This window comes from Alkalihalobacterium sp. APHAB7, from assembly GCF_048323755.1.
Classification (GTDB): Bacteria; Bacillota; Bacilli; order Bacillales; family Bacillaceae_F; genus Alkalihalobacterium.
This window is the reverse complement of record NZ_JBLWFS010000016.1, coordinates 1-18751: the sequence shown is the minus strand read 5'-3', so window position 1 is coordinate 18751 and position 18751 is coordinate 1. Positions and strand designations below refer to the sequence as shown.

The following is an 18751-nucleotide window of genomic DNA, read 5'->3' as shown; positions in this document are numbered from 1 at the left end:
GTTCATTCGGCGGTTTCTTTGTATGATTACTTTTGTATTAGAAGGTTATTCCCCAGCTGAGATTGTATCTAGCATAGCCCAGAAGCTTGGCTCTGCTCCTTCAGCTGCTTCTTTACCTGGTAAGAACATCGTAAATTTAAATAAGTTTCCATTGAAATCTTTCGCCGTATGAATGATAGCTGTTGCTCCATCTTCGACAACTTCTAACACTGCGTACTCTACATTAGCTAATGGAACAGAATGTCCTTCTTCTACCGTTCCTTCGGCATACTCGATAATATGGTTCTTGATTTCCTCAGCATTAACACCTTTTCCTTGAGGTTCAATTCTTACAAAAAATTCGTTATCATAGTCCATCAATAGTGCATCCTTACCTGGCTCTTCCGCTTCTAATGAATATCCCTCAAGTACAAACATTGAATAATTTAAGTCGCTTACTTCTAAATGAGCAATTCTCTTTTCTACTTGACCTTCAACTTCTATTTCTAACTCCTTCATTTCAGGTATTAAAATCATTTCTTCATCATCGTTTGCTGCCTCATCCTCACCTGGCTCTTCCGCTTCTCCTTCACCTGGTGTTTCTACAATCTCACCGTTAGTTGGTGTTTGAGCCTCTTCTTCTGGTGCAGCTGTTCCACATGCTGCTAGTGCTCCGATTAGTAGTGTTGCTGCAACGAATAATTTTATTTTTTTCATCGTTTATTCCTCCATATAATATTTATATTTGTTTTTACTCCCCTATACAAAAGGTAACATTATTCCTATTTATAACCAATCAGGTTAAACCCTGATCTATATGTTTAAAAACCACCAAATAATTTAGGGAAAAAATGCAGTTGTAGTTCATTCTTGGATATTTTTGCTCATTCACCCATTAAGCAATCCTAGGTCAATGTGTAAACAATTTGTAATTTTAAAATTACTCATTTCATAAAATAGAAGAAAAATGGATGAGAATTGCCTTAAAAAGGACCTTTTTTAGCGGATTTGAATTGTTTTTACTAGAAAGACAAGGAGCGAATTATATGGCAATAAACCCGCCTCGGTTAGAAAGTGGCGATACGATTGGTTTAGTAACTCTAGGAAGTCCTTTGGATGCGAACATTACGAATGCCAGGATACAAATGCTTCAAAATATGGGTTTTAATATTGCGTACGGTCGACACGTGTATTCTTGGCAAGGAATTGCAGCAGCTCCTGCCCAAGATCGAGCTGAAGATTTGATGACGATGTTTAGAGATCCATCGGTTAAAATGATCCTGCCCACTCGAGGAGGAACGTCTGTTCAAACCATTCTCCCCTATCTTAATTTTGAAGAAATAAGTGCAAATCCTAAGATCATTACGGGCTATAGCGATATAACAGTTCTTCTTAATTTATTGTATCAATTGAGTGATTTAACGACGTTTCATAGTTTAATGTTAATTGACTTTAGACCGGACACACCGACGTATAATTATAATCAGTTTTTTGCAGCTACTTCTACACTTATGTCTCCTAGGATAATTGAAAATCCTCCAACTACACCTCAAGTTAGTTTAGTTCCAGGAAATGTAACAGGACCAATCGTAGGTGGCAATATGGCATCTTTAGTTAATACGCTTGGAACGCCTTATGAAATTGATACAGCCGGTAAAATTTTGTTTCTAGAAGAAATTAATGCCCCGACAACGATTATCCTTCGTTACTTTACTCAATTGTTAATGGCTGGAAAATTTGACGATTGTATCGGAATTGTGATGGGAGAATGTACGAATTGTCTTGTTTCTTACGCTACATCCTACGAGGATCTAATTAATGAATGGTTAGTACCTTTAGGGAAACCATTAATGACAAACGTTGCTACCGGACATGGTTTATATAAGGCCGCAATACCAATTGGAGCGACAGTTAATTTAAATACAACTGAAAATACGTTAACGGTTATTGAGCCTTCAGTTACCGCTTAAAAAATGAAAACAACGTGTCAATTACGCGTTGTTTTTTTATGGTTGATGGCTAGATCATGAATGACTTTGGAAGCTAATTGTATAATTCCTCCATCCCTCAGACCGTATAGTTTGCTTTATTGTCGGATAACATACTACGTGTAAGTTGGTCTAACACACATTTTCCTAGGAGGGTTTAAACATGGGCTTTTTTGATTGGTTAAACGAAGAAGAAAACACTCAGAAGGAAAAACGTAAAGAAGTACGTAATGTAGACCGCGTGGCAGATACAGAATTTGCTAGTGAAAATGCGCATATGGATCTTCGCGAAGAAGAATTAGACATTGACAAGTACCGTGTTGAAACGGGCGATGTGACGCTTCACAAAGATATCGTCGAAGAAGAACAGACAGTTAATGTTCCGGTTGCTCATGATCAAGTAGTTGTTGAAAGAAAAGCAGTTGACCGCGAACCGACAAATGAGCCGATCACCAATGAAGAAACGGTTCATATTCCAGTAACTGCTGAACAGATCGATGTTGATAAGCATACGGTCGTAACTGGTGAAGTTTCTGCTCATAAACGTTCAGTTGAAGAAACACAACAAGTTCGTGATGTCCTTCATAAAGAAGTGGCAGACGTTGAAACGCATGGTAATGCAGATGTTATTAATGAAGACCGCAAATAATTAAGACTGGTGGCTGGCTTAAGGGTCAGCCTCCTATACATACTCTTTTCTAAACTGTGCAATCTAAAATAAAAATATTCAGGAGGTCCTATGGGAAAGTCAATTCTGATTGGAGCTATTCTGGGAAGCTTGTTAGGTTGGGTCATGGGATTTACAGTATTTTCTGGGATTATTGTCGGTGCAATTGCTGGGGGGATTATCTTTTCATTACTTACAAAGAGAACAACCACACAACAAGATGAAAAAAATAAGCAGGAAGAACAAACCATACAACTTCGAGCAGAAGAATTAGACATTAAAAAAGAACGAGTACAAACAGGCGAAGTGAAAATTCATAAAGAAGTCGTAGAAGAAAAGAAAACAATTACCGTCCCCATTCGCAGACAAGAAATGGTTATAGAAGCTGGCGATGAGGAGCAGTATCGTATCCCCCTAAAAGAAGAGGAAATTGAAATTCAAAAACACCCAGTTAAACTTAACGATGTTTCGATTTCCAAGCAAGAAGTTAAAGAGGTTCAACAAGTAAAGGCAACCGTTAAGAAAGAAACCGCTGATGTTGATGTCGATGGTATAGTAGATATTGCTGAGAAAGACGAACAACAATAAGCCCTTTTAGGGGTTAGGTTGTGGTCTTTTTATCATGAAGCATGGTAGCTAGTTTATAAGTAGCGAAAAGAAAACCGAGTAAAAATACGGTTTTCTAACCAATTATCTAAATAAATAGTTACTTTAATTACTTGTAGCCCTCATGATATATTCGTCTTATTTATCTTAATTGACTCGTTCTTCACCTGTTGAAGTTGTTTTATTACAGATACGAGGATCGTTAATATAGGTAAAACCCATAGAAAAATTGCATATGGTAAGTATGTAATAATAGGCACACCTATAATCGTGCTACACATAATCGCTAACACACTCCATGGGATCATTCCAGGGAACAACATCGTTGAGTCGGCCATAACTCTCGCTAGATCTTGCTTCGATTGCTTTTTAGACCAATGTGGTAAGAACGTTCGTCCTGTAAGGATGATTGGGAGTGTTTGGTTTGCAGAGATTAAAGAAATCCCTAGTGTGGCGGCAATGGTTTTAAGGGAATCTTCCACTAGTGTTTTAGATTTTTCGAGCCATCCATCTAGTATTGGTTGGATAATTTGATACTCTTCTAATAAACCATTATAGGCACCTGCTAACACAAGAAATAGTAAAAGTAAGTACATGTTGATTAGTCCGCCACCTATGTCATCCACGCCTAAAACTAACACACTGAAAAGCTCAGTGAAACTTTTTCCGTGGACCAATGCAATGATGCTAGCCGTTAATATACTTGTTAAAAAAGCATATATAATCCCTCTACGCAACATAACAACGGTTATTAATACTAACGGTGGAAGAAAGTGAATGAAGGATAATTGATCCCAGGAAAATGAAGTTAAATAATCCGACTTTACATCCTTTTGATAATCCAATAGTCCATAAAATCCCAGTCCGATAATAATTGCTAGGATGGTTGTAGTAGACATAGCGCGAAGCTGTTTTCTTCCTGGAAGCTCGACTGTATGTGATAACAACTGATGAGCACTTGAAAATGGAGAGGTTCTGTCCCCTACAAAAGCTCCAGAAATAAGAGCTCCAGCTACAATTTCTGGCGAAAGATCAATAGCTATGGCACTGCTCATGATCGGAATTCCAACAGCACTTAACGTTCCTACAGATGTTCCTAGAACCATTGAAAAAAATAGTGCAATCAAAAAAGTTAATAAGTAAAAATATTCGGGTGTAATGATATGAAGTGATATCGATACTAATTGGTTAATAGTTCCTGCTAGATACCAAGACGGTAGTACGAAACTGACTAACAATAAGATGAAAACGACGGTTTGCGTTTTCTTAATTCCTTTTATACAAATAGTGCCTATAACATTAAATGAAACGTCTTTACGTTTTACAATAATAACTAAGCTGATAAAGCCTGGTAAAAACCCAATAATCAAAGGCTTATCGAAGTATACGGATAATAAAACTCCTAGTAGAGTAATAATTAATAGACTAAAAACTTGTATTTTTGAAAACCTATATGTATGCAGTTTTTTTCACTCCTATTTATATAAGAAAGGCATTTTACAAAACTATATTTTAAAACTCAACATTTTCGACCTACTAATACTAACATGAAAAATCCATTTACGTACTTAGATCACAAAGTTTATGGGGAACAAATGACAGATATAAGATTGATAGTAATAGGTAAAAGTATTTTTAGGACAAGCCCATATGTGAAGGGAAACCGTTATCCTGTGCCATACTTCTGAGATGACAGGGCTTCGGCTTTGGTTTCTAGAGGGGAGTTATTTCGTAAATTGGAGTTACGCCGATATATTGAAATTTACGACGATAAAATTGGAATTGCGCCGATATATTGATAAATTTAAAAAATGCATACTTCCCTGCTACTTCCAAAACACCATAACTCCTGACTATTTTCTGAAAATATGGAGAAAATAGCTAGATGATGTGAAGATTACCTAGATTTTGAGGAACTACACAGCATTGGAGGATGTTATGGAAAAAGATACAGTCAACACTCATCATGCATCAAAGCGAATCAATCGACACCTCTATTCGAGGCGCAACCTTTGGTCAGGTATTTTGTTCGGACTTGGTTTAATTGCGTTCTTTGATGAAGTCGTGTTTCATCAACTGCTGCATTGGCATCATTTTTATGATTTATCAACAACAAGTGTTGGTTTAATTTCCGATGGTTTATTTCATGCGTTTAGTTGGTTTGCAACGATCGCTGGCTTATTTTTGTTTGCGGATCTCAGGCGGCGCAATGCCTTATGGGTGACTAGATGGTGGGGCGGCGTCTTTCTTGGGGCCGGTGTTTTTCAGCTATATGATGGAATCATTCAACATAAGATCATGCGAATTCATCAAATACGATATGTAGAAAATGTGATTGTTTATGATATTATTTGGAACATTTTTGCCGTTGCTCTCATCATCGTCGGTGTTATTCTCACCTACAAAACAAGACGTAAAGAAATGGTAGGAGGAACGGTTTCAAATGATCCATCTTAATCATATCCATCATATGGACGCGAGTCATCTTCACCATACGATGGGCGTTGCGCCACAAATCGTCTTGGCACTTCCTTTTATCGTTGGATTAGTCGTTTATTTAATGGCGGTGTTTGTTTCCAGACGTAGAGGGAAACCTTGGCCCGTTTATCAAACCGCTCTTTGGGTTACTGGTGTTTTGTGTTCGATAGTAGCTGTAGCGGGGCCGTTAGCAGAACGTGCCCATATGGATTTTAGTATACATATGGTAGGACATTTACTACTCGGCATGCTCGCTCCCCTTTTAATGGTTCTTGCAGCACCGATGACCGTTATTTTAAGAACACTTCCTGTTACTCTAGCTAGACGGGTCTCTCGTTTATTAAAAAGTCGATATGTCCGCTTTGTGACAGATCCAATCGTCGCTTCATTACTCAATGTGGGCGGGCTATGGATTTTATATACGACCAATTTATATGCTGCCATGCATGAATATAGTTGGCTCCATGTTTTGATACATTTTCATGTCTTTCTGGCGGGGTATGTTTTTACGATTTCTATGATTTACATTGATCCGACACCCCATCGAACCAGTTTTATTTATCGGTCAATTGTGTTAATTATAGCACTTGCAGCTCACGGAATTTTATCCAAGTTTATTTACGCCAACCCTCCTGCTGGTATCGCTCCAGCCGAGGCTCAAACTGGTGGCATGCTGATGTATTACGGCGGAGATGCAGTGGATATCTTGATTATTTTTATTTTATGTTATCAATGGTACAAAGCTGCTCGGCCTAGGCCGGAAGTGGAACGAGATTTTTATTTTCTTCAAAGTACTTGATCGATGAACGACTTAACTGCTGAGTTATCTCCTGTTAATAGCATGACATCTACAGAAAAAGGCAGCCGATTACCTTAACCGAAGGAATCACCTGCCTTTTTAAAATTAAGTAGAAGCTTTCTCATTCTCTCGTTTCGTTTGGCGAGACCAAATAACGACTGGAATAAGAATGAGGGACAATATACCTCCAGCTAACGATAAAAAAGTAAAGCTAGTTTGAGCCACAACCATACCAGATAAGGCACCGCCAGAGGCTCCTGATAAGGCAATCAAAACATCCACCGAACCTTGTGTTTTCGCTCGGTTGGACGGTGTCGTTGAATCGACAATGAGTGCCGTACCACTTATCAAGCCAAAATTCCAACCAAGCCCAAGTAAAGCGAGAGCTGCAATCATGACAAACAGTGAATCACCTGGTGCCAAAGCCCCCATCACACCTGCAGCAAGTAAAGTAGCACCTGAGGCAACGGCCATTGTCATTCGTCCGAATTTATCGACGAGAATTCCTGTAACGAGAGAAGGTAAATACATCGCACCGATATGAATGCTAATGACTAGACCAATTTCACTTAACCCATGACCATGATGACCCATATGGACAGGTGTCATCGTCATAATGGCCACCATGACGATTTGAGTTAAGACCATGATCGTAGCGCCGACAACGACGCCGCGTTTTTTTCGTGTACTATCCTCCTCGACTTCAGAGCCCTCCTGAGTATCCTTTTCTACCGATTCTGCCAGCTTCTTTGCAACAATTAGTGGATCTGGACGAAGGAAAAACAAAATGACTAAACCGGCGACGATGTAGGCCGAGGCAGCTAAAATAAATGGACCAGCTAATGGGGGGATACCAATTGAAATAGCAAACTCACCCATCACATGAACTAAGTTCGGTCCGGCAACTGCACCGAATGTGGTAGCAACTAAAGCGATACTGACAGCAGTCGCTCGTTGCTTCGGTGTGGCTAGATCCGTTCCGGCATAACGCGCTTGTAAATTAGTAGCCGTACCGGCACCGTAGATAAATAATGATGCAAAAAGGAGAATTAAATCGCCGTATACTGCTGCAATTAAAACACCAATTGCCCCAATACCACCGACTATAAATCCTGATGCTAACCCATAGCGCCGGCCAAAACGTTGCGAAAATCGTCCAACGAGCAGTGCAGCAACAGCTGAACCTAGGGTGAACAAAGCGACGGGAACACCTGCATAGCTGTCGGTTCCGAGCATGTCTTGCACAAGAAGCGCCCCAACAGTAATACCAGCCGCAAGTCCTGCACCGCCAAAAATTTGTGAAATTACAATAATGATTAATGTTCTTTTATATAATTGTCGCCGTTTTTCAGGCGATTTTATGTATGGTTCTACCCTAGGAGACAGTCGTTGTTTTTCTTTCGTTTGTTCTTTATTATTAGACATCGCTTTTGATACTTTCCTTACATATTAGAAGTTTAAAATCTTGCCTGATATCGATCTTCATGTTGCCCTCCAAATTTTTCTAGTTTAGTAGTTTTAGTTTAAACTGTTAATATTTTTCGGGCAACAGATATGTCTTCAGTTCTCTCTCCTCAACTGTTAAGGTGGAAGAGAACCAGGATTGTTCATAGTATCGTTAATGATTCCGTTGTAGATGGTCATGGTGGTGTCCTTCGTGGTGGTGTTCTGAATGATACTCCGTACGAGCATTATCTTTACTTAATTCAAAGCCAAATAGTAAATAACTGCCTAGCCCAATTATCACTAGGCTTGGAGTTAATAGTAACGAGATCTTATTCGTTTTTCTACCCTCACTTTCATTGGGACTTAGTACAAAGAATAATAGAAGCGAACAAGCCAAAAACGTTAACAAGATCATTAACATCGTTGAAGCTTGAGGTACAGAGATCATTTCACCGAGCATGGCTCCCATCATACTCCCCATTAAGCCAGCCATTGCTCCTTCAATCGATGACACGATTCCGAAACATATTCCGCATAATACGCCTATCGTTATACCAATAAAAATCGAAAGCACAGTAGAAATAAATAAGTTTCCTTGATAGAGGACACCAAACATGACACCAACGGTTAAGCCGATGTTCATCGCAAAAGTCATGGCTAGAACCATTTTGTACATCGGAAGCAGTTTGTCCTTTAGCAGAAATGAGATGATGATAATAAGCACTGTTATAAGTAAGAGGCTGATTGAAATGTAACTATAAAATAGGTTCAAGATACCCCCTCCTTGCTTATACTTATGACAGAAAATCGGTGTACATGCAGTGGGAGCTTTAAAATAAATAGTAGATAATTAGATTAGCGTCAGTATAAAGAAAGCGAAAACACGTGGGAATTATTCTCACGTGTTTCCATAGCAAATATTATTCTGTCAATTGTCACCGAGTTTTTTTGTTTATTAAACGGCTCTAATGGGAGTTACCTTAATGATCTCTTCGTAAATACACCTTTTCCCCTATTACTTCAATGAGAAAGTGTTCATTTGCATTTATTTTTAATAGATTTCGAATTTCCTTTGGGATCGTAATTTTTCCTTGGTGAAAAACGCACTGATTATGTGTGGTTTCATCTTTGGATGGCTCGATTATAATTGATCTATCTTTATGATGAATATAAACGGAGTATAATTTTCCGTTCATCAAATTGAGTTGGTCTCGGATCTTCTTTGAAAAGTTAATGATACCTCGGTTCGATATTTTACAAACATTCATTTTAAATCACCTTTAATACTAAAAATATTTATAATAAGCTTAACAATAATCCTTGAAGAAAATGTGCAGATTAAGTAGTAAAATTATAGTACTTTTACATATAGGTCTGTCTTTTCGGTTTGCTGCATATTTTCTCGACATTTTGCAGCTAAAATTAATCTCAGTCGACTTATTAAGAGGATGATGGTGCTAAATCGTGCATCTGTTGATCACACTTGATATGAACTAAGCCATTGGTAAAGGTGAATAAATATGAAATTCTCGATTAAATTAGGTTTATGGTTCTTTGTTTGTATTCTCATTATTGAATCCGTTTCCATGTTATTTCTACATAACACGGTCGTACAATCCCTCGTAGACGAAGAGCTTCACTCATTACAAGCAAGAGGAAATAGCCATCGTGATGTATTAGAAATGTCGTTTAATTATGAAACGCTTCATCACATCGCGATGATGGAATCGCAAACAGATACCGAAGTGGTGATCACTAACTTATCTGGGGATGTTGTGGAAGCTTCTAATGAGATTGATACAGGCATCCAATACATCTTACAGCAGGAAGTCCTTAATCTGCCTAGAGATGGACAAGTACTTCAAGCCGACTGGAAAGATCAAAAATATATTGCAACAGTATCACCATTTGATGATGCGCAAGGAAATCAAGGGTATGTATACATGTTAAAAAGCAATAATCTGATTCAAGCTTTTATCGGGAAATTGAATGATCATTTTTTAGTAGCTGTTGCACTCATTCTCTTTTTTCTTTTAGTAACGATTATTTTGTTACTAAAGGTGTTAACTCGACCACTTATTTCAATGAAAGAAGCAACCAAGAAATTAAGTACCGGTGATTTTTCAGTAACACTCCCAGTGAAGTCCAATGATGAGATTGGTGAATTATCGAAGTCGATCCAGACTCTAGCGAATGATCTAAGTTATTTAAAAAAAGAGCGAAATGAATTTTTAGCTAGTATCTCTCATGAGCTTCGGACACCACTAACCTACATTAAAGGTTATGCAGACATCGGAAGAAGAAAAACGTTATCAGAAGAAGAACGAATGCACTACCTTACCATCATTCATGAAGAATCAGAACATGTTCATCAGTTGTTACAAGAATTGTTTGAACTAGCTAAAATGGATGAAAATATGTTTACTATTCAGAAACAATCAGTCCGTGTTAACGATTTTGTATCTATGATCTATGATAAAGCTCGTCACGTGTTTTTAGCTCAAGGTCACCAACTTGAATTATATTGTCGAGGTGACTGGACGGTCGAAGTCGATCCTCGTCGATTTGAACAAATTATTTTAAATTTATTAGATAATGCGCTTAAATACTCAGCGGAACATTCTGTTACGAAAATAAACGTGGAGAAACAAAACGATGATATTCTAATTTCAATTAAAGACGAAGGTCAAGGAATTCCTAGTGAAGACTTACCTTATATTTTTAATAGATTATATCGAGTTGATAAATCACGCTCTCGTTTAACAGGCGGATTTGGATTAGGTTTGTCTATTGTAAAAGAATTAGTCGAAGCCCATAATGGTACGATTTCTGTAGAAAGTCAATTAGGTGCAGGCACTTGTTTTACTATTCGTTTGAAGGAGAATTTTGATGAAGACAGTTTTACTCATTGATGATGAAAAAAGGATGCTTGATCTCTTAGAATTATATATTACCCCTTATGGGTATAAGTGCATTAAGAAAACGTCAGGCAAAGAAGCCATTTCGGTAGTACAGGAACAAAATGTAGATCTTATTTTATTGGATATCATGATGCCTGAAATGGATGGTTGGACGACGTTAAAACATATTCGTGATTTTCCCCATGTTCCGATCATTATGCTAACGGCTCGAAATGATAAAGGTGATATTGTAAAAGGTTTAAAGACTGGTGCAGATGACTATGTATCCAAACCATTTGACGAAGAAGAACTACTTGCTAGAATGGAAGCAGTTATTCGACGAACGAGTCGTGACACCGAGGATGATACCTTATCTTTCCTTGGTTTAACCTTTGATCCTACAACCGTAGAAGTTCACTATAAAAACATAAAAATACCGATGACACCGAAAGAGTTTGCACTTCTTGAATTATTCTTAAAGTACCAAAATAAAGTCTTTTCTAGAGAGCATCTCCTGTCAACACTTTGGGGTCTAAAAGTAGATACAGAAGATCGAACGATTGATTCGCATATTCGAAACTTAAGAGAGAAATTACGTAAACAAGGATTTCCTGTTGATGATCATTTAAAAACGGTATGGGGAATTGGTTATAAATGGAGTTCTTAATCCTTAAGGGTTCGTTTATTGTCGTATTTGAATTTAAGTGAGTTATGAAAAAGGTAATGTTCACGTATATGAACATTACCCTTTTCACTATTATTCTCGTATCTCAACAAGGTAAATTACCATCTTCCTATTACACAGTGCTTGATTTAAACTTTCTTAGTCGTAAAGTATTTAATACGACTGATACGGAACTAAAAGCCATAGCAGCCCCGGCTAACATAGGGTTAAGTAGTATCCCGAAGAAAGGATATAATAACCCAGCGGCAACTGGAATGAGAACGATGTTATAGCCAAACGCCCAACCGAGGTTTTGCCATATCATTTTCATCGTTTCTTTAGATAGGCGCAATGCCGTAACAACACCTAAAATATCTCCGCGCATTAAGGTAATATTTGCAGTTTCCATCGCCACATCGGTACCGGTCCCTATTGCAATTCCAACATCAGCTTGAGCTAGAGCTGGAGCATCATTAATCCCGTCACCAACCATGGCGACGACTTTCCCTTGATCTTGCAGCTTTTTAACTTCTGCAGCTTTATGTTCAGGAAGTACCTCAGCAATGTAATGATCGATCCCTGCTTCTTTGGCTATTGCTCTTGCGGTACGTTCATGATCACCCGTTAACATGATTACTTCAATACCCATACGTTTAAGCGCTGTGATCGCAGGTTGGCTTCCTTTTTTCAATGTATCTGCGACAGCAATGATCCCAGCAAATTGGCCGTTTACCGCAACATACATTGGGGTTTTTCCTTGATCAGCTAAAGTAATTGCTGTTTGTTCATAAGACTCGAGCTCAATGTTAAACTTCTGCATTAACTTAATATTCCCGATTAACACTTCTTGACTTTTTAAGGAAGCGATCAGTCCATGACCGACAATGGCTTCAAACGAATCAGGCTCATCCATCTTTATTCCCTTTTCTTTTGCCGCTTCAACGATTGCTTCCCCTAATGGATGCTCAGAAGCTGTTTCAACGGATGCTGCCATAGTCAATAATTCATGCTCAGATAAATGGCCTGCTGTAATTAAATCGGTTAATTTCGGTTTACCTTCTGTAATGGTTCCGGTTTTATCTAAGATAATCGTGTTAATTTTATGAGCTCTTTCTAAACTCGTAGCATCCTTGATTAAAATCCCGTTTTCTGCTCCTTTTTCTGTCCCAACCATGATGGATGTTGGGGTCGCTAACCCTAAGGCACAGGGACAAGCTATAATAAGCACGGCGATAAAGGTTGTTAGAGCGAAAATAAGACTTGGATCTGGACCAACAAAATACCAAACGATAAATGAAAGAATAGCAATGATGACAACAGTTGGTACAAAATAAGCGGAAATTAAATCGACAACGCGTTGGATCGGTGCTTTTGATCCTTGAGCTTCATTTACCATTCGAATGATTTGAGCTAGAGCCGTTTCTCTTCCTACTTTGGTGGCTTGAAAGGTAAAACTTCCAGATTTATTAATGGTTGCACCAATCACATGATCTCCTGCTGTTTTCTCTACTGGAATCGATTCTCCTGTTAGCATTGATTCATCGACCGCAGACTTTCCTTTTAAGACGACACCATCAACTGGAATTCGCTCCCCAGGTCTAACGAGCACGTGATCCCCAATCCTCACTTCTTCTACCGAAATTTCAAGCTCAGTTCCATTACGAACCACTCTAGCCGTTTTAGCTTGTAAGCTCATTAGTTTTTTTATAGCGGTCGATGTTTTCCCTTTTGCTTTTGCCTCGAAATACCGGCCAAGTAGAATTAACGTAGTGATAACGGTTGTTACATCATAATAAAGTTGATAAGGAAACCCCATTTCCGTTAATTGGGCTGGAAACAAGGTCATCGCGCCACTGTAAAACCAAGCAGCAGTTGTACCCATGGCTACTAGAACGTTCATGTCTGCTGATTTATTTTTCAACACTTTGTAACTGTTCTTGTAAAATCGCCATCCGGGTACTAATTGGATATAAGTTGTTAAGACTAGGAGAAAAATGGGGTTTGCTAAAAAGTCTGGTACCCACGTTCCCCAACCGTGCATCATATGGGGAATACTTCCAATTAAGACGATCGTAGTTAAAACCGCCGCAATTGAAAAATCTTTCAATAATGTCTTTGTTTCCTCTTCATTATCGTCTCGTTCATCCATTTCATTACGTTCATCAAGTAACGCTGCTTCGTAACCAATTTTTTCAATCGCTTGAATAATTGCGTCCGCCTCAAGAACTCCTTTTTCCCCTTCGACTTGAGCTTGATGAGCAGCTAAATTTACATTGACCTTCGTAACTCCATTGACCTTAGAGATCATTTTTTCGACCCGATTGACACAAGATGCACACGTCATTCCTTTTATAGAAAACAGTAACTTTCTTTGTGGCTCTTCGTCATCTATTCTTTTCGCTTCGTAGCCTAGCTTCTCAATAGCTGTAAGAATTTGCTCGGCTGTAACTTGATCATTCACATCCACTTGAGCTTGGTTAGAGGCTAGATTTACATTGACTGCTTCGACTCCGTCTACCTTAGCTATGACTTTTTCTACGCGGTTCACGCAAGACGCGCAGGTCATTCCTTTTATAGTAAAAAGCATTTTGCCCATTCACATTCCCTCCTTTACATGTTGATTTACAACTTTAGATACCTCTTTAGGGTATTTGTAAAAGCAATTGATCATTGATAAAAATTACTGTTTGAATATTTGGTTTCGTAAATGATCAAAACCATAACGATGAACAAATTTATAAAAAGGTTCTCGCTTTTTGCCTTGTTCAGCATAAATGTCTAATAATTGATCAACAACTTTATAAAGCTGTTCGGGTACCAGTTCCATTTCAAATAATTTTCCAGCTTCGGCATCAGCACCTTTTGTCTTCCCGCCAATATAGAGGTCGTATTCGTTCTTGCCAACTTTCATTACACCAATATCATTGATCAGCGGTTCACCACAGCCAACCTCACAGCCTGTATAAGCAGGACGCAAAGTAAATGGTACGGGCTTCCCTGCGATTCGTTTGTTTAATTCAATTGCTACAGGCATGCCTTCCTCTTCAGCGCCTTTACAAAAATTACACGTTCGTAAACTTTTCACGAAATTTCCGACAGGATAACAGACTAAGCCTAACTCATTAAATTTCTGTTCGATTGTTGTTTTTTGGCTTTCTGGCACTTCAATGTATAGTTGTTGAAATGTAGTTAGTTCGATTTCAGAATGATCATCCATATATTCAGCGATCACTAGCAATTGTTTCGCATTCAATTTGGCCCCAAAGGAAACTCCGGCATTGACAGCCAGCTTTATCATTTTTTCTTCTTTTACCATATAATACCCCACCTTGATTGATATGTTGGTTTAAACTTACTATACCCTGGTATGGTATGTCAATAACAACAACTTGAATACCTCTTTGTTAAAGCTGAAGTTCATATGTGGCTGGGGTATTATACCAATTATACGCCAGTTTCTAATGTTTTTTTCATTCGTTTGTACTCGTCTTCATTTATCTCACCTTTAGCAAACCGTTCATTTAGAATAGATACCCCACTGACTTCTTTCTCGATCGGTTTATCTTTTGAGAATGTCTTGACTAGATATATAATAAAATAGATACCCCCGACTAAAACGGCAATGTGAAATAACATCATCATGATCATAGATGTTGTACCTATTCCACTCATCATCCAATTGAAATGTTCCCCATGATTCATCATTTTCAAGCTCCCCTAACTTTTTCGTTTTTTTATTTATCTTTACTGAATTTAGCAAAAAAATATCGAGAAAGTATGGAGAGAAAATTTATCCATGATTTAGTCACAAAATTTGTAAACCTATTTGGTTTATATAAAATGAAACCCAAGGTGATTGTGTACCAACATTTTTGCAAAAACGAAAATAAATCCGCTCAATATTTGTCGGATCTATTTTTCAATGTATGTTTTTTGAACTACCTTATGTCTTCTCAGGTCTTTTATTACTAACAAAACGGTGGAATCCACGATCTAATGTTGAAGACTTGAATGAGAAGATCCTTATTTACTTTTTAGCTTTTATAATGCTAGGAAAGATGCTGGATTGATGGAAGATCATTAACTTTTCATGCTCTGTAAAAATCTGATGTACTTCTTCATCAATCGAAGGTGATGGTTGAAAGTCGGTCGTATTTTTTGCATGGCTTTCGTCCATTTTAAAACGATCAATTTGTATGGCTGAGAACTGACCATCTTTTAGTGCTTTCTGCCAACCTTCTTTTGTCATTATTTTTTTTAATACGTAAAATTTTTTTATTTCCTTTAAGTCATCAGTCGCTAATGTACCATCATGTGTCATCTCAATCGCAAGCAGCTTTCCGCCTTTTTTCAACACACGATAAAATTCTTTCAGCGATTGCTCAATGTTTGTAAAAGCAGTAACGGATTCAGAGATCACAAAATCAAAGTGTTGATCTGGAAAAGGTAAAGCTTCTGAGCTAGCCATGATCGCTTGAAGAGGTAGTTCTAATTGTTTAAACCGCTCATTAGCTTTTTCGATCATTAGCGGATGAATGTCGCATGCTGTTATTTGACATTTAAATTGGTTATAAACGTAAGCAGAAGTTTGGCCTGTTCCACAACCAATATCTAACACACGAGAATGGGCATCAAGTTCTTCTGCTTTTATTAGATTTTCCGTTAAGGACAACCCTCCTGGATGGGCCCCACCCACCCCTAATTTCGCCAGTGCATCCATGTACATTTCCATAACTCCTTTTACTATGTTTGTTTACTAATATGAATGGGAGGTTGCATAAGTTCCTGTACATCAACTGGGAATTTTCGTATTAAAAAAGGCGCCTACCTCGGACGGAAAGCGCCTTATACTCATGTGTTTTATATGAGGTTTTACTATAAAATTGGTGACAACAATCTTGAAATCGACTCTTTAAAGCGGATGATTTTAGAACGCTGATCATATAGTTGCTGCGTTAACTCGGTACACAATTCCATATCTTTTTCAAACTGATCGGCTAATTGTTCGGATGTCTCCTTGTCATAGATAAAAGCATTTACTTCAAAGTTCAACTTAAAACTTCTCATGTCAATGTTTGCTGTACCGACGGAGTTAATTTTACGGTCAACAACTAACATTTTTGCATGGATAAAACCTTTTCTATAAATAAATACTTTCGCACCGGTTTTTAAAAGCTCACCCACATGGGAGTATGTGGCCCAATAAACAAACGGGTGATCGGGACGGTCCGGTATCATAATGCGGACATCCTTTCCTGATAGAACGGCAATTCGCAAGGCATCAAGAAGGCTTGGATCAGGGATAAAATAAGGCGTCTGAATATAGATTGAATGTTTGGCGGACATAATCATATAAATATAGCCGTTTTTTACTTGCTCCCATTCAGAATCTGGTCCGCTGGAGACGATTTGCATCGCTGCTCTACCGGTACCGATTTTCTTCGGAAAATAATGAGGGTCATAATTGATAAAATATTGCTTAGATGCTTGGTTCCAGTCTAAAATAAATCTTTTTTGAATCGAGTCAACAGCCGGTCCAGTTATTCGTAAATGTGTGTCTCTCCAATATCCAAACCTTTCGTTTAACCCTAAATACTCATCTCCTACATTAAAACCGCCAATATAACCGACATACCCATCGATGTTTACTAATTTCCGGTGGTTTCTATAGTTAAGACGTAAGTTAATGGGTGCGAGCTTTGATGGAAAAAAGACACCGATCTCTCCCCCGGCTGCTATTAAATCGGAAAAATGTTTCCGTTTTAATTTACGAGAGCCGAGTTCATCATATAGCACTCTAACTTTTACACCTTCTTTAGCTTTTTCCACAAGTGCTTGAATGACTTGTTTTCCTAGACCATCATTTTTAATAATATAGTATTGAATATGGATAAAGTCCTTTGCTTGCTGAATATCTTCCAATAATGTATCAAACTTCTTACGTCCATCAACAAGAATTTGAATGTCATTTCCTTTTGTTAACATCGAGTCATTATTATTTAGGTGCATATAAATTAAATCTTTATATTCCTCTGTCGTCTCGCTATCAAATGGAAACTCCGAATGTTTAATTTGACTAATTTGTTCAGCAATCACACGATCTATACCGATCTTCTTTGTTCCGTCTGTATCAAACAATCGTTTTCGTGTTAGATTTTGCCCGAGAAACAGATAAATAATAAATCCGAGAAAAGGAATAAAAAATAAAATTAAAATCCAAGCCCACGTCGAACTGGCATCCTTCCGCTCAATGAAGATAATGACACCCGCAAAGAGCATATTGATGATAAACATGACAGCGACTAATATCGAATAAATTCCCATGTGTCATTTCCTGCCTTACCATAAATTTCTTCATTTCCATTCTACCATGTTTACACTGAAAGTTCTCTCTAATTAGACATATGGTATGTAAACAATACGGTATTCTCTCTTCTTTTTATCGCTTTTTAAATTTTTGTTTTTGTGATTAGGTAATTAGTTATAGCTTACCATTAAACATTTTTACTACAAATCCCTTCCAATTAAAACCCATGCTACTACTATATTCTCAATTATTTATGATCTTTCCTTTTACCCCCTTAAACCTTTTTTTCTTTTCGAATAGTTATGTAAATCAAGGGTGTTTCTTCAACGTTTTTCATGTAGGAATGCTTATAACAGAGCCTCAAAAATAGGAAGCGATAGTTGAATACATAAAAAATCTACCATCGATAGGAGAAAAAATGATGATATCAAACCTGATGTTTCCCCCAAGACAACCATTAGTGAGAAGACCGAAGCACACATTAGCTGCATTTGATAAACGTCAACGCCGTCAACAGAGAAATCAGCCAAGTGCTCCTGAAAAAGAAGGCAAGCAAGCAACAACATACACAGCGAAAGTGGACTTTAATAATTATGGCCTTAAACCGCTTCGGCAGGAAAGCAGTTACTTTGATGTAAGAGTGTAAGGGTATGTTGTTGTGTTTCATAAGCAGTAGAGTTAGATCTATACTGGCGTTGGACACAGTTTGGCAAATAAAAAGGTGAAATCGGACAATAAATTCTTTAAACTGGACAATAAAATCAAAAACCGGACAATAAAATGTGAATTTCCTTTTAAGCCCCCTTAATGACTTGGACACCAAAATCGATACAGAGTACAATCTTTTTAACGAAGATAATCGATAAAGGTGGTGAGTTAATGCCTAAGAAGAAAATCGAAGTTTTTGAGGATGTAAA

General features: G+C 37.8%; 18 protein-coding genes. 8 read left to right on the top strand and 10 right to left on the bottom strand.

Annotated elements, in window-relative coordinates:
* Window positions 1-45: 45 nt before the first annotated feature.
* Window positions 46-696, bottom strand: a complete 651-nt coding sequence (locus tag ACNSTQ_RS15150; RefSeq protein WP_418200659.1) for a lipoprotein — start codon at window positions 694-696, stop codon at window positions 46-48.
* 329 nt (window positions 697-1025) lie between these two features.
* Between ACNSTQ_RS15150 and ACNSTQ_RS15145 the strand changes: the two genes are divergently transcribed.
* The 3 genes from ACNSTQ_RS15145 to ACNSTQ_RS15135 all read left to right on the top strand — a co-directional run bounded on the left by ACNSTQ_RS15145 (window position 1026) and on the right by ACNSTQ_RS15135 (window position 3222).
* On the top strand, window positions 1026-1949 hold the full coding sequence (locus ACNSTQ_RS15145; RefSeq protein WP_418200658.1) for a S66 peptidase family protein: 924 nt from the start codon (window positions 1026-1028) through the stop codon (window positions 1947-1949).
* Window positions 1950-2130: 181 nt separating this feature from the next.
* Window positions 2131-2616, top strand: coding sequence for a YsnF/AvaK domain-containing protein (locus ACNSTQ_RS15140; protein ID WP_418200657.1), 486 nt, complete (start codon window positions 2131-2133; stop codon window positions 2614-2616).
* 90 nt (window positions 2617-2706) lie between these two features.
* The gene (locus ACNSTQ_RS15135; RefSeq protein WP_418200656.1) at window positions 2707-3222 is read left to right on the top strand and encodes a YsnF/AvaK domain-containing protein; all 516 of its coding nucleotides are present in this window, start codon (window positions 2707-2709) and stop codon (window positions 3220-3222) included.
* A 140-nt stretch (window positions 3223-3362) separates the two neighbouring features.
* On the opposite strand, the gene ACNSTQ_RS15130 is transcribed toward ACNSTQ_RS15135, so the two are convergent.
* Complete coding sequence (locus ACNSTQ_RS15130) at window positions 3363-4679, bottom strand: Na+/H+ antiporter NhaC family protein (RefSeq protein ID WP_418200726.1); 1317 nt, start codon at window positions 4677-4679, stop codon at window positions 3363-3365.
* Between the two features lie 499 nt (window positions 4680-5178).
* On the opposite strand from ACNSTQ_RS15130, the gene ACNSTQ_RS15125 reads away from it, so the two are divergent.
* Window positions 5179-5697: a DUF2243 domain-containing protein gene (locus ACNSTQ_RS15125; protein WP_418200655.1), complete on the top strand. Its 519-nt coding sequence runs from the start codon at window positions 5179-5181 to the stop codon at window positions 5695-5697.
* The gene (locus ACNSTQ_RS15120; protein WP_418200654.1) at window positions 5684-6517 is read left to right on the top strand and encodes a cytochrome c oxidase assembly protein; all 834 of its coding nucleotides are present in this window, start codon (window positions 5684-5686) and stop codon (window positions 6515-6517) included. Before ACNSTQ_RS15125 ends, ACNSTQ_RS15120 begins: the two co-directional genes overlap by 14 nt.
* A 105-nt stretch (window positions 6518-6622) precedes the next feature.
* On the opposite strand, the gene ACNSTQ_RS15115 is transcribed toward ACNSTQ_RS15120, so the two are convergent.
* From ACNSTQ_RS15115 to ACNSTQ_RS15105, 3 genes are all read right to left on the bottom strand, one after another.
* Entirely contained in the window at window positions 6623-7942 is a 1320-nt protein-coding gene (locus ACNSTQ_RS15115) for an MFS transporter (RefSeq protein ID WP_418200653.1), read from the bottom strand.
* Window positions 7943-8135: 193 nt separating this feature from the next.
* Window positions 8136-8735: a hypothetical protein gene (locus ACNSTQ_RS15110; RefSeq protein WP_418200652.1), complete on the bottom strand. Its 600-nt coding sequence runs from the start codon at window positions 8733-8735 to the stop codon at window positions 8136-8138.
* A gap of 208 nt (window positions 8736-8943) precedes the next feature.
* A complete protein-coding gene (locus tag ACNSTQ_RS15105; protein ID WP_418200651.1) occupies window positions 8944-9231 on the bottom strand; it encodes a hypothetical protein in 288 nt (95 codons plus the stop codon).
* Window positions 9232-9483: 252 nt separating this feature from the next.
* On the opposite strand from ACNSTQ_RS15105, the gene ACNSTQ_RS15100 reads away from it, so the two are divergent.
* Both ACNSTQ_RS15100 and ACNSTQ_RS15095 read left to right on the top strand, forming a co-directional pair.
* Window positions 9484-10875 (top strand): sensor histidine kinase, encoded by a 1392-nt coding sequence (locus ACNSTQ_RS15100; RefSeq protein ID WP_418200650.1) that lies wholly within the window; start codon window positions 9484-9486, stop codon window positions 10873-10875.
* Window positions 10853-11530 carry a response regulator transcription factor gene (locus tag ACNSTQ_RS15095; protein ID WP_418200649.1) on the top strand — a complete coding sequence of 226 codons (678 nt, stop codon included), beginning with the start codon at window positions 10853-10855 and terminating at the stop codon, window positions 11528-11530. Before ACNSTQ_RS15100 ends, ACNSTQ_RS15095 begins: the two co-directional genes overlap by 23 nt.
* 130 nt (window positions 11531-11660) lie before the next feature.
* On the opposite strand, the gene ACNSTQ_RS15090 is transcribed toward ACNSTQ_RS15095, so the two are convergent.
* From ACNSTQ_RS15090 to cls, 5 genes are all read right to left on the bottom strand, one after another.
* Complete coding sequence (locus ACNSTQ_RS15090; RefSeq protein ID WP_418200648.1) at window positions 11661-14123, bottom strand: heavy metal translocating P-type ATPase; 2463 nt, start codon at window positions 14121-14123, stop codon at window positions 11661-11663.
* 84 nt (window positions 14124-14207) lie between these two features.
* Entirely contained in the window at window positions 14208-14843 is a 636-nt protein-coding gene (locus ACNSTQ_RS15085; protein ID WP_418200647.1) for a nitrite reductase, read from the bottom strand.
* A 128-nt stretch (window positions 14844-14971) separates the two neighbouring features.
* Window positions 14972-15232, bottom strand: a complete 261-nt coding sequence (locus tag ACNSTQ_RS15080; protein ID WP_418200646.1) for an SHOCT domain-containing protein — start codon at window positions 15230-15232, stop codon at window positions 14972-14974.
* A 322-nt stretch (window positions 15233-15554) separates the two neighbouring features.
* On the bottom strand, window positions 15555-16253 hold the full coding sequence (locus tag ACNSTQ_RS15075) for a class I SAM-dependent methyltransferase (protein WP_418200645.1): 699 nt from the start codon (window positions 16251-16253) through the stop codon (window positions 15555-15557).
* A 149-nt stretch (window positions 16254-16402) separates the two neighbouring features.
* A complete protein-coding gene (gene cls / locus ACNSTQ_RS15070) occupies window positions 16403-17851 on the bottom strand; it encodes a cardiolipin synthase (RefSeq protein WP_418200644.1) in 1449 nt (482 codons plus the stop codon).
* A 404-nt stretch (window positions 17852-18255) separates the two neighbouring features.
* On the opposite strand from cls, the gene ACNSTQ_RS15065 reads away from it, so the two are divergent.
* Window positions 18256-18480, top strand: a complete 225-nt coding sequence (locus ACNSTQ_RS15065; RefSeq protein ID WP_418200643.1) for a hypothetical protein — start codon at window positions 18256-18258, stop codon at window positions 18478-18480.
* The last annotated feature ends 271 nt before the right edge of the window (window positions 18481-18751 follow it).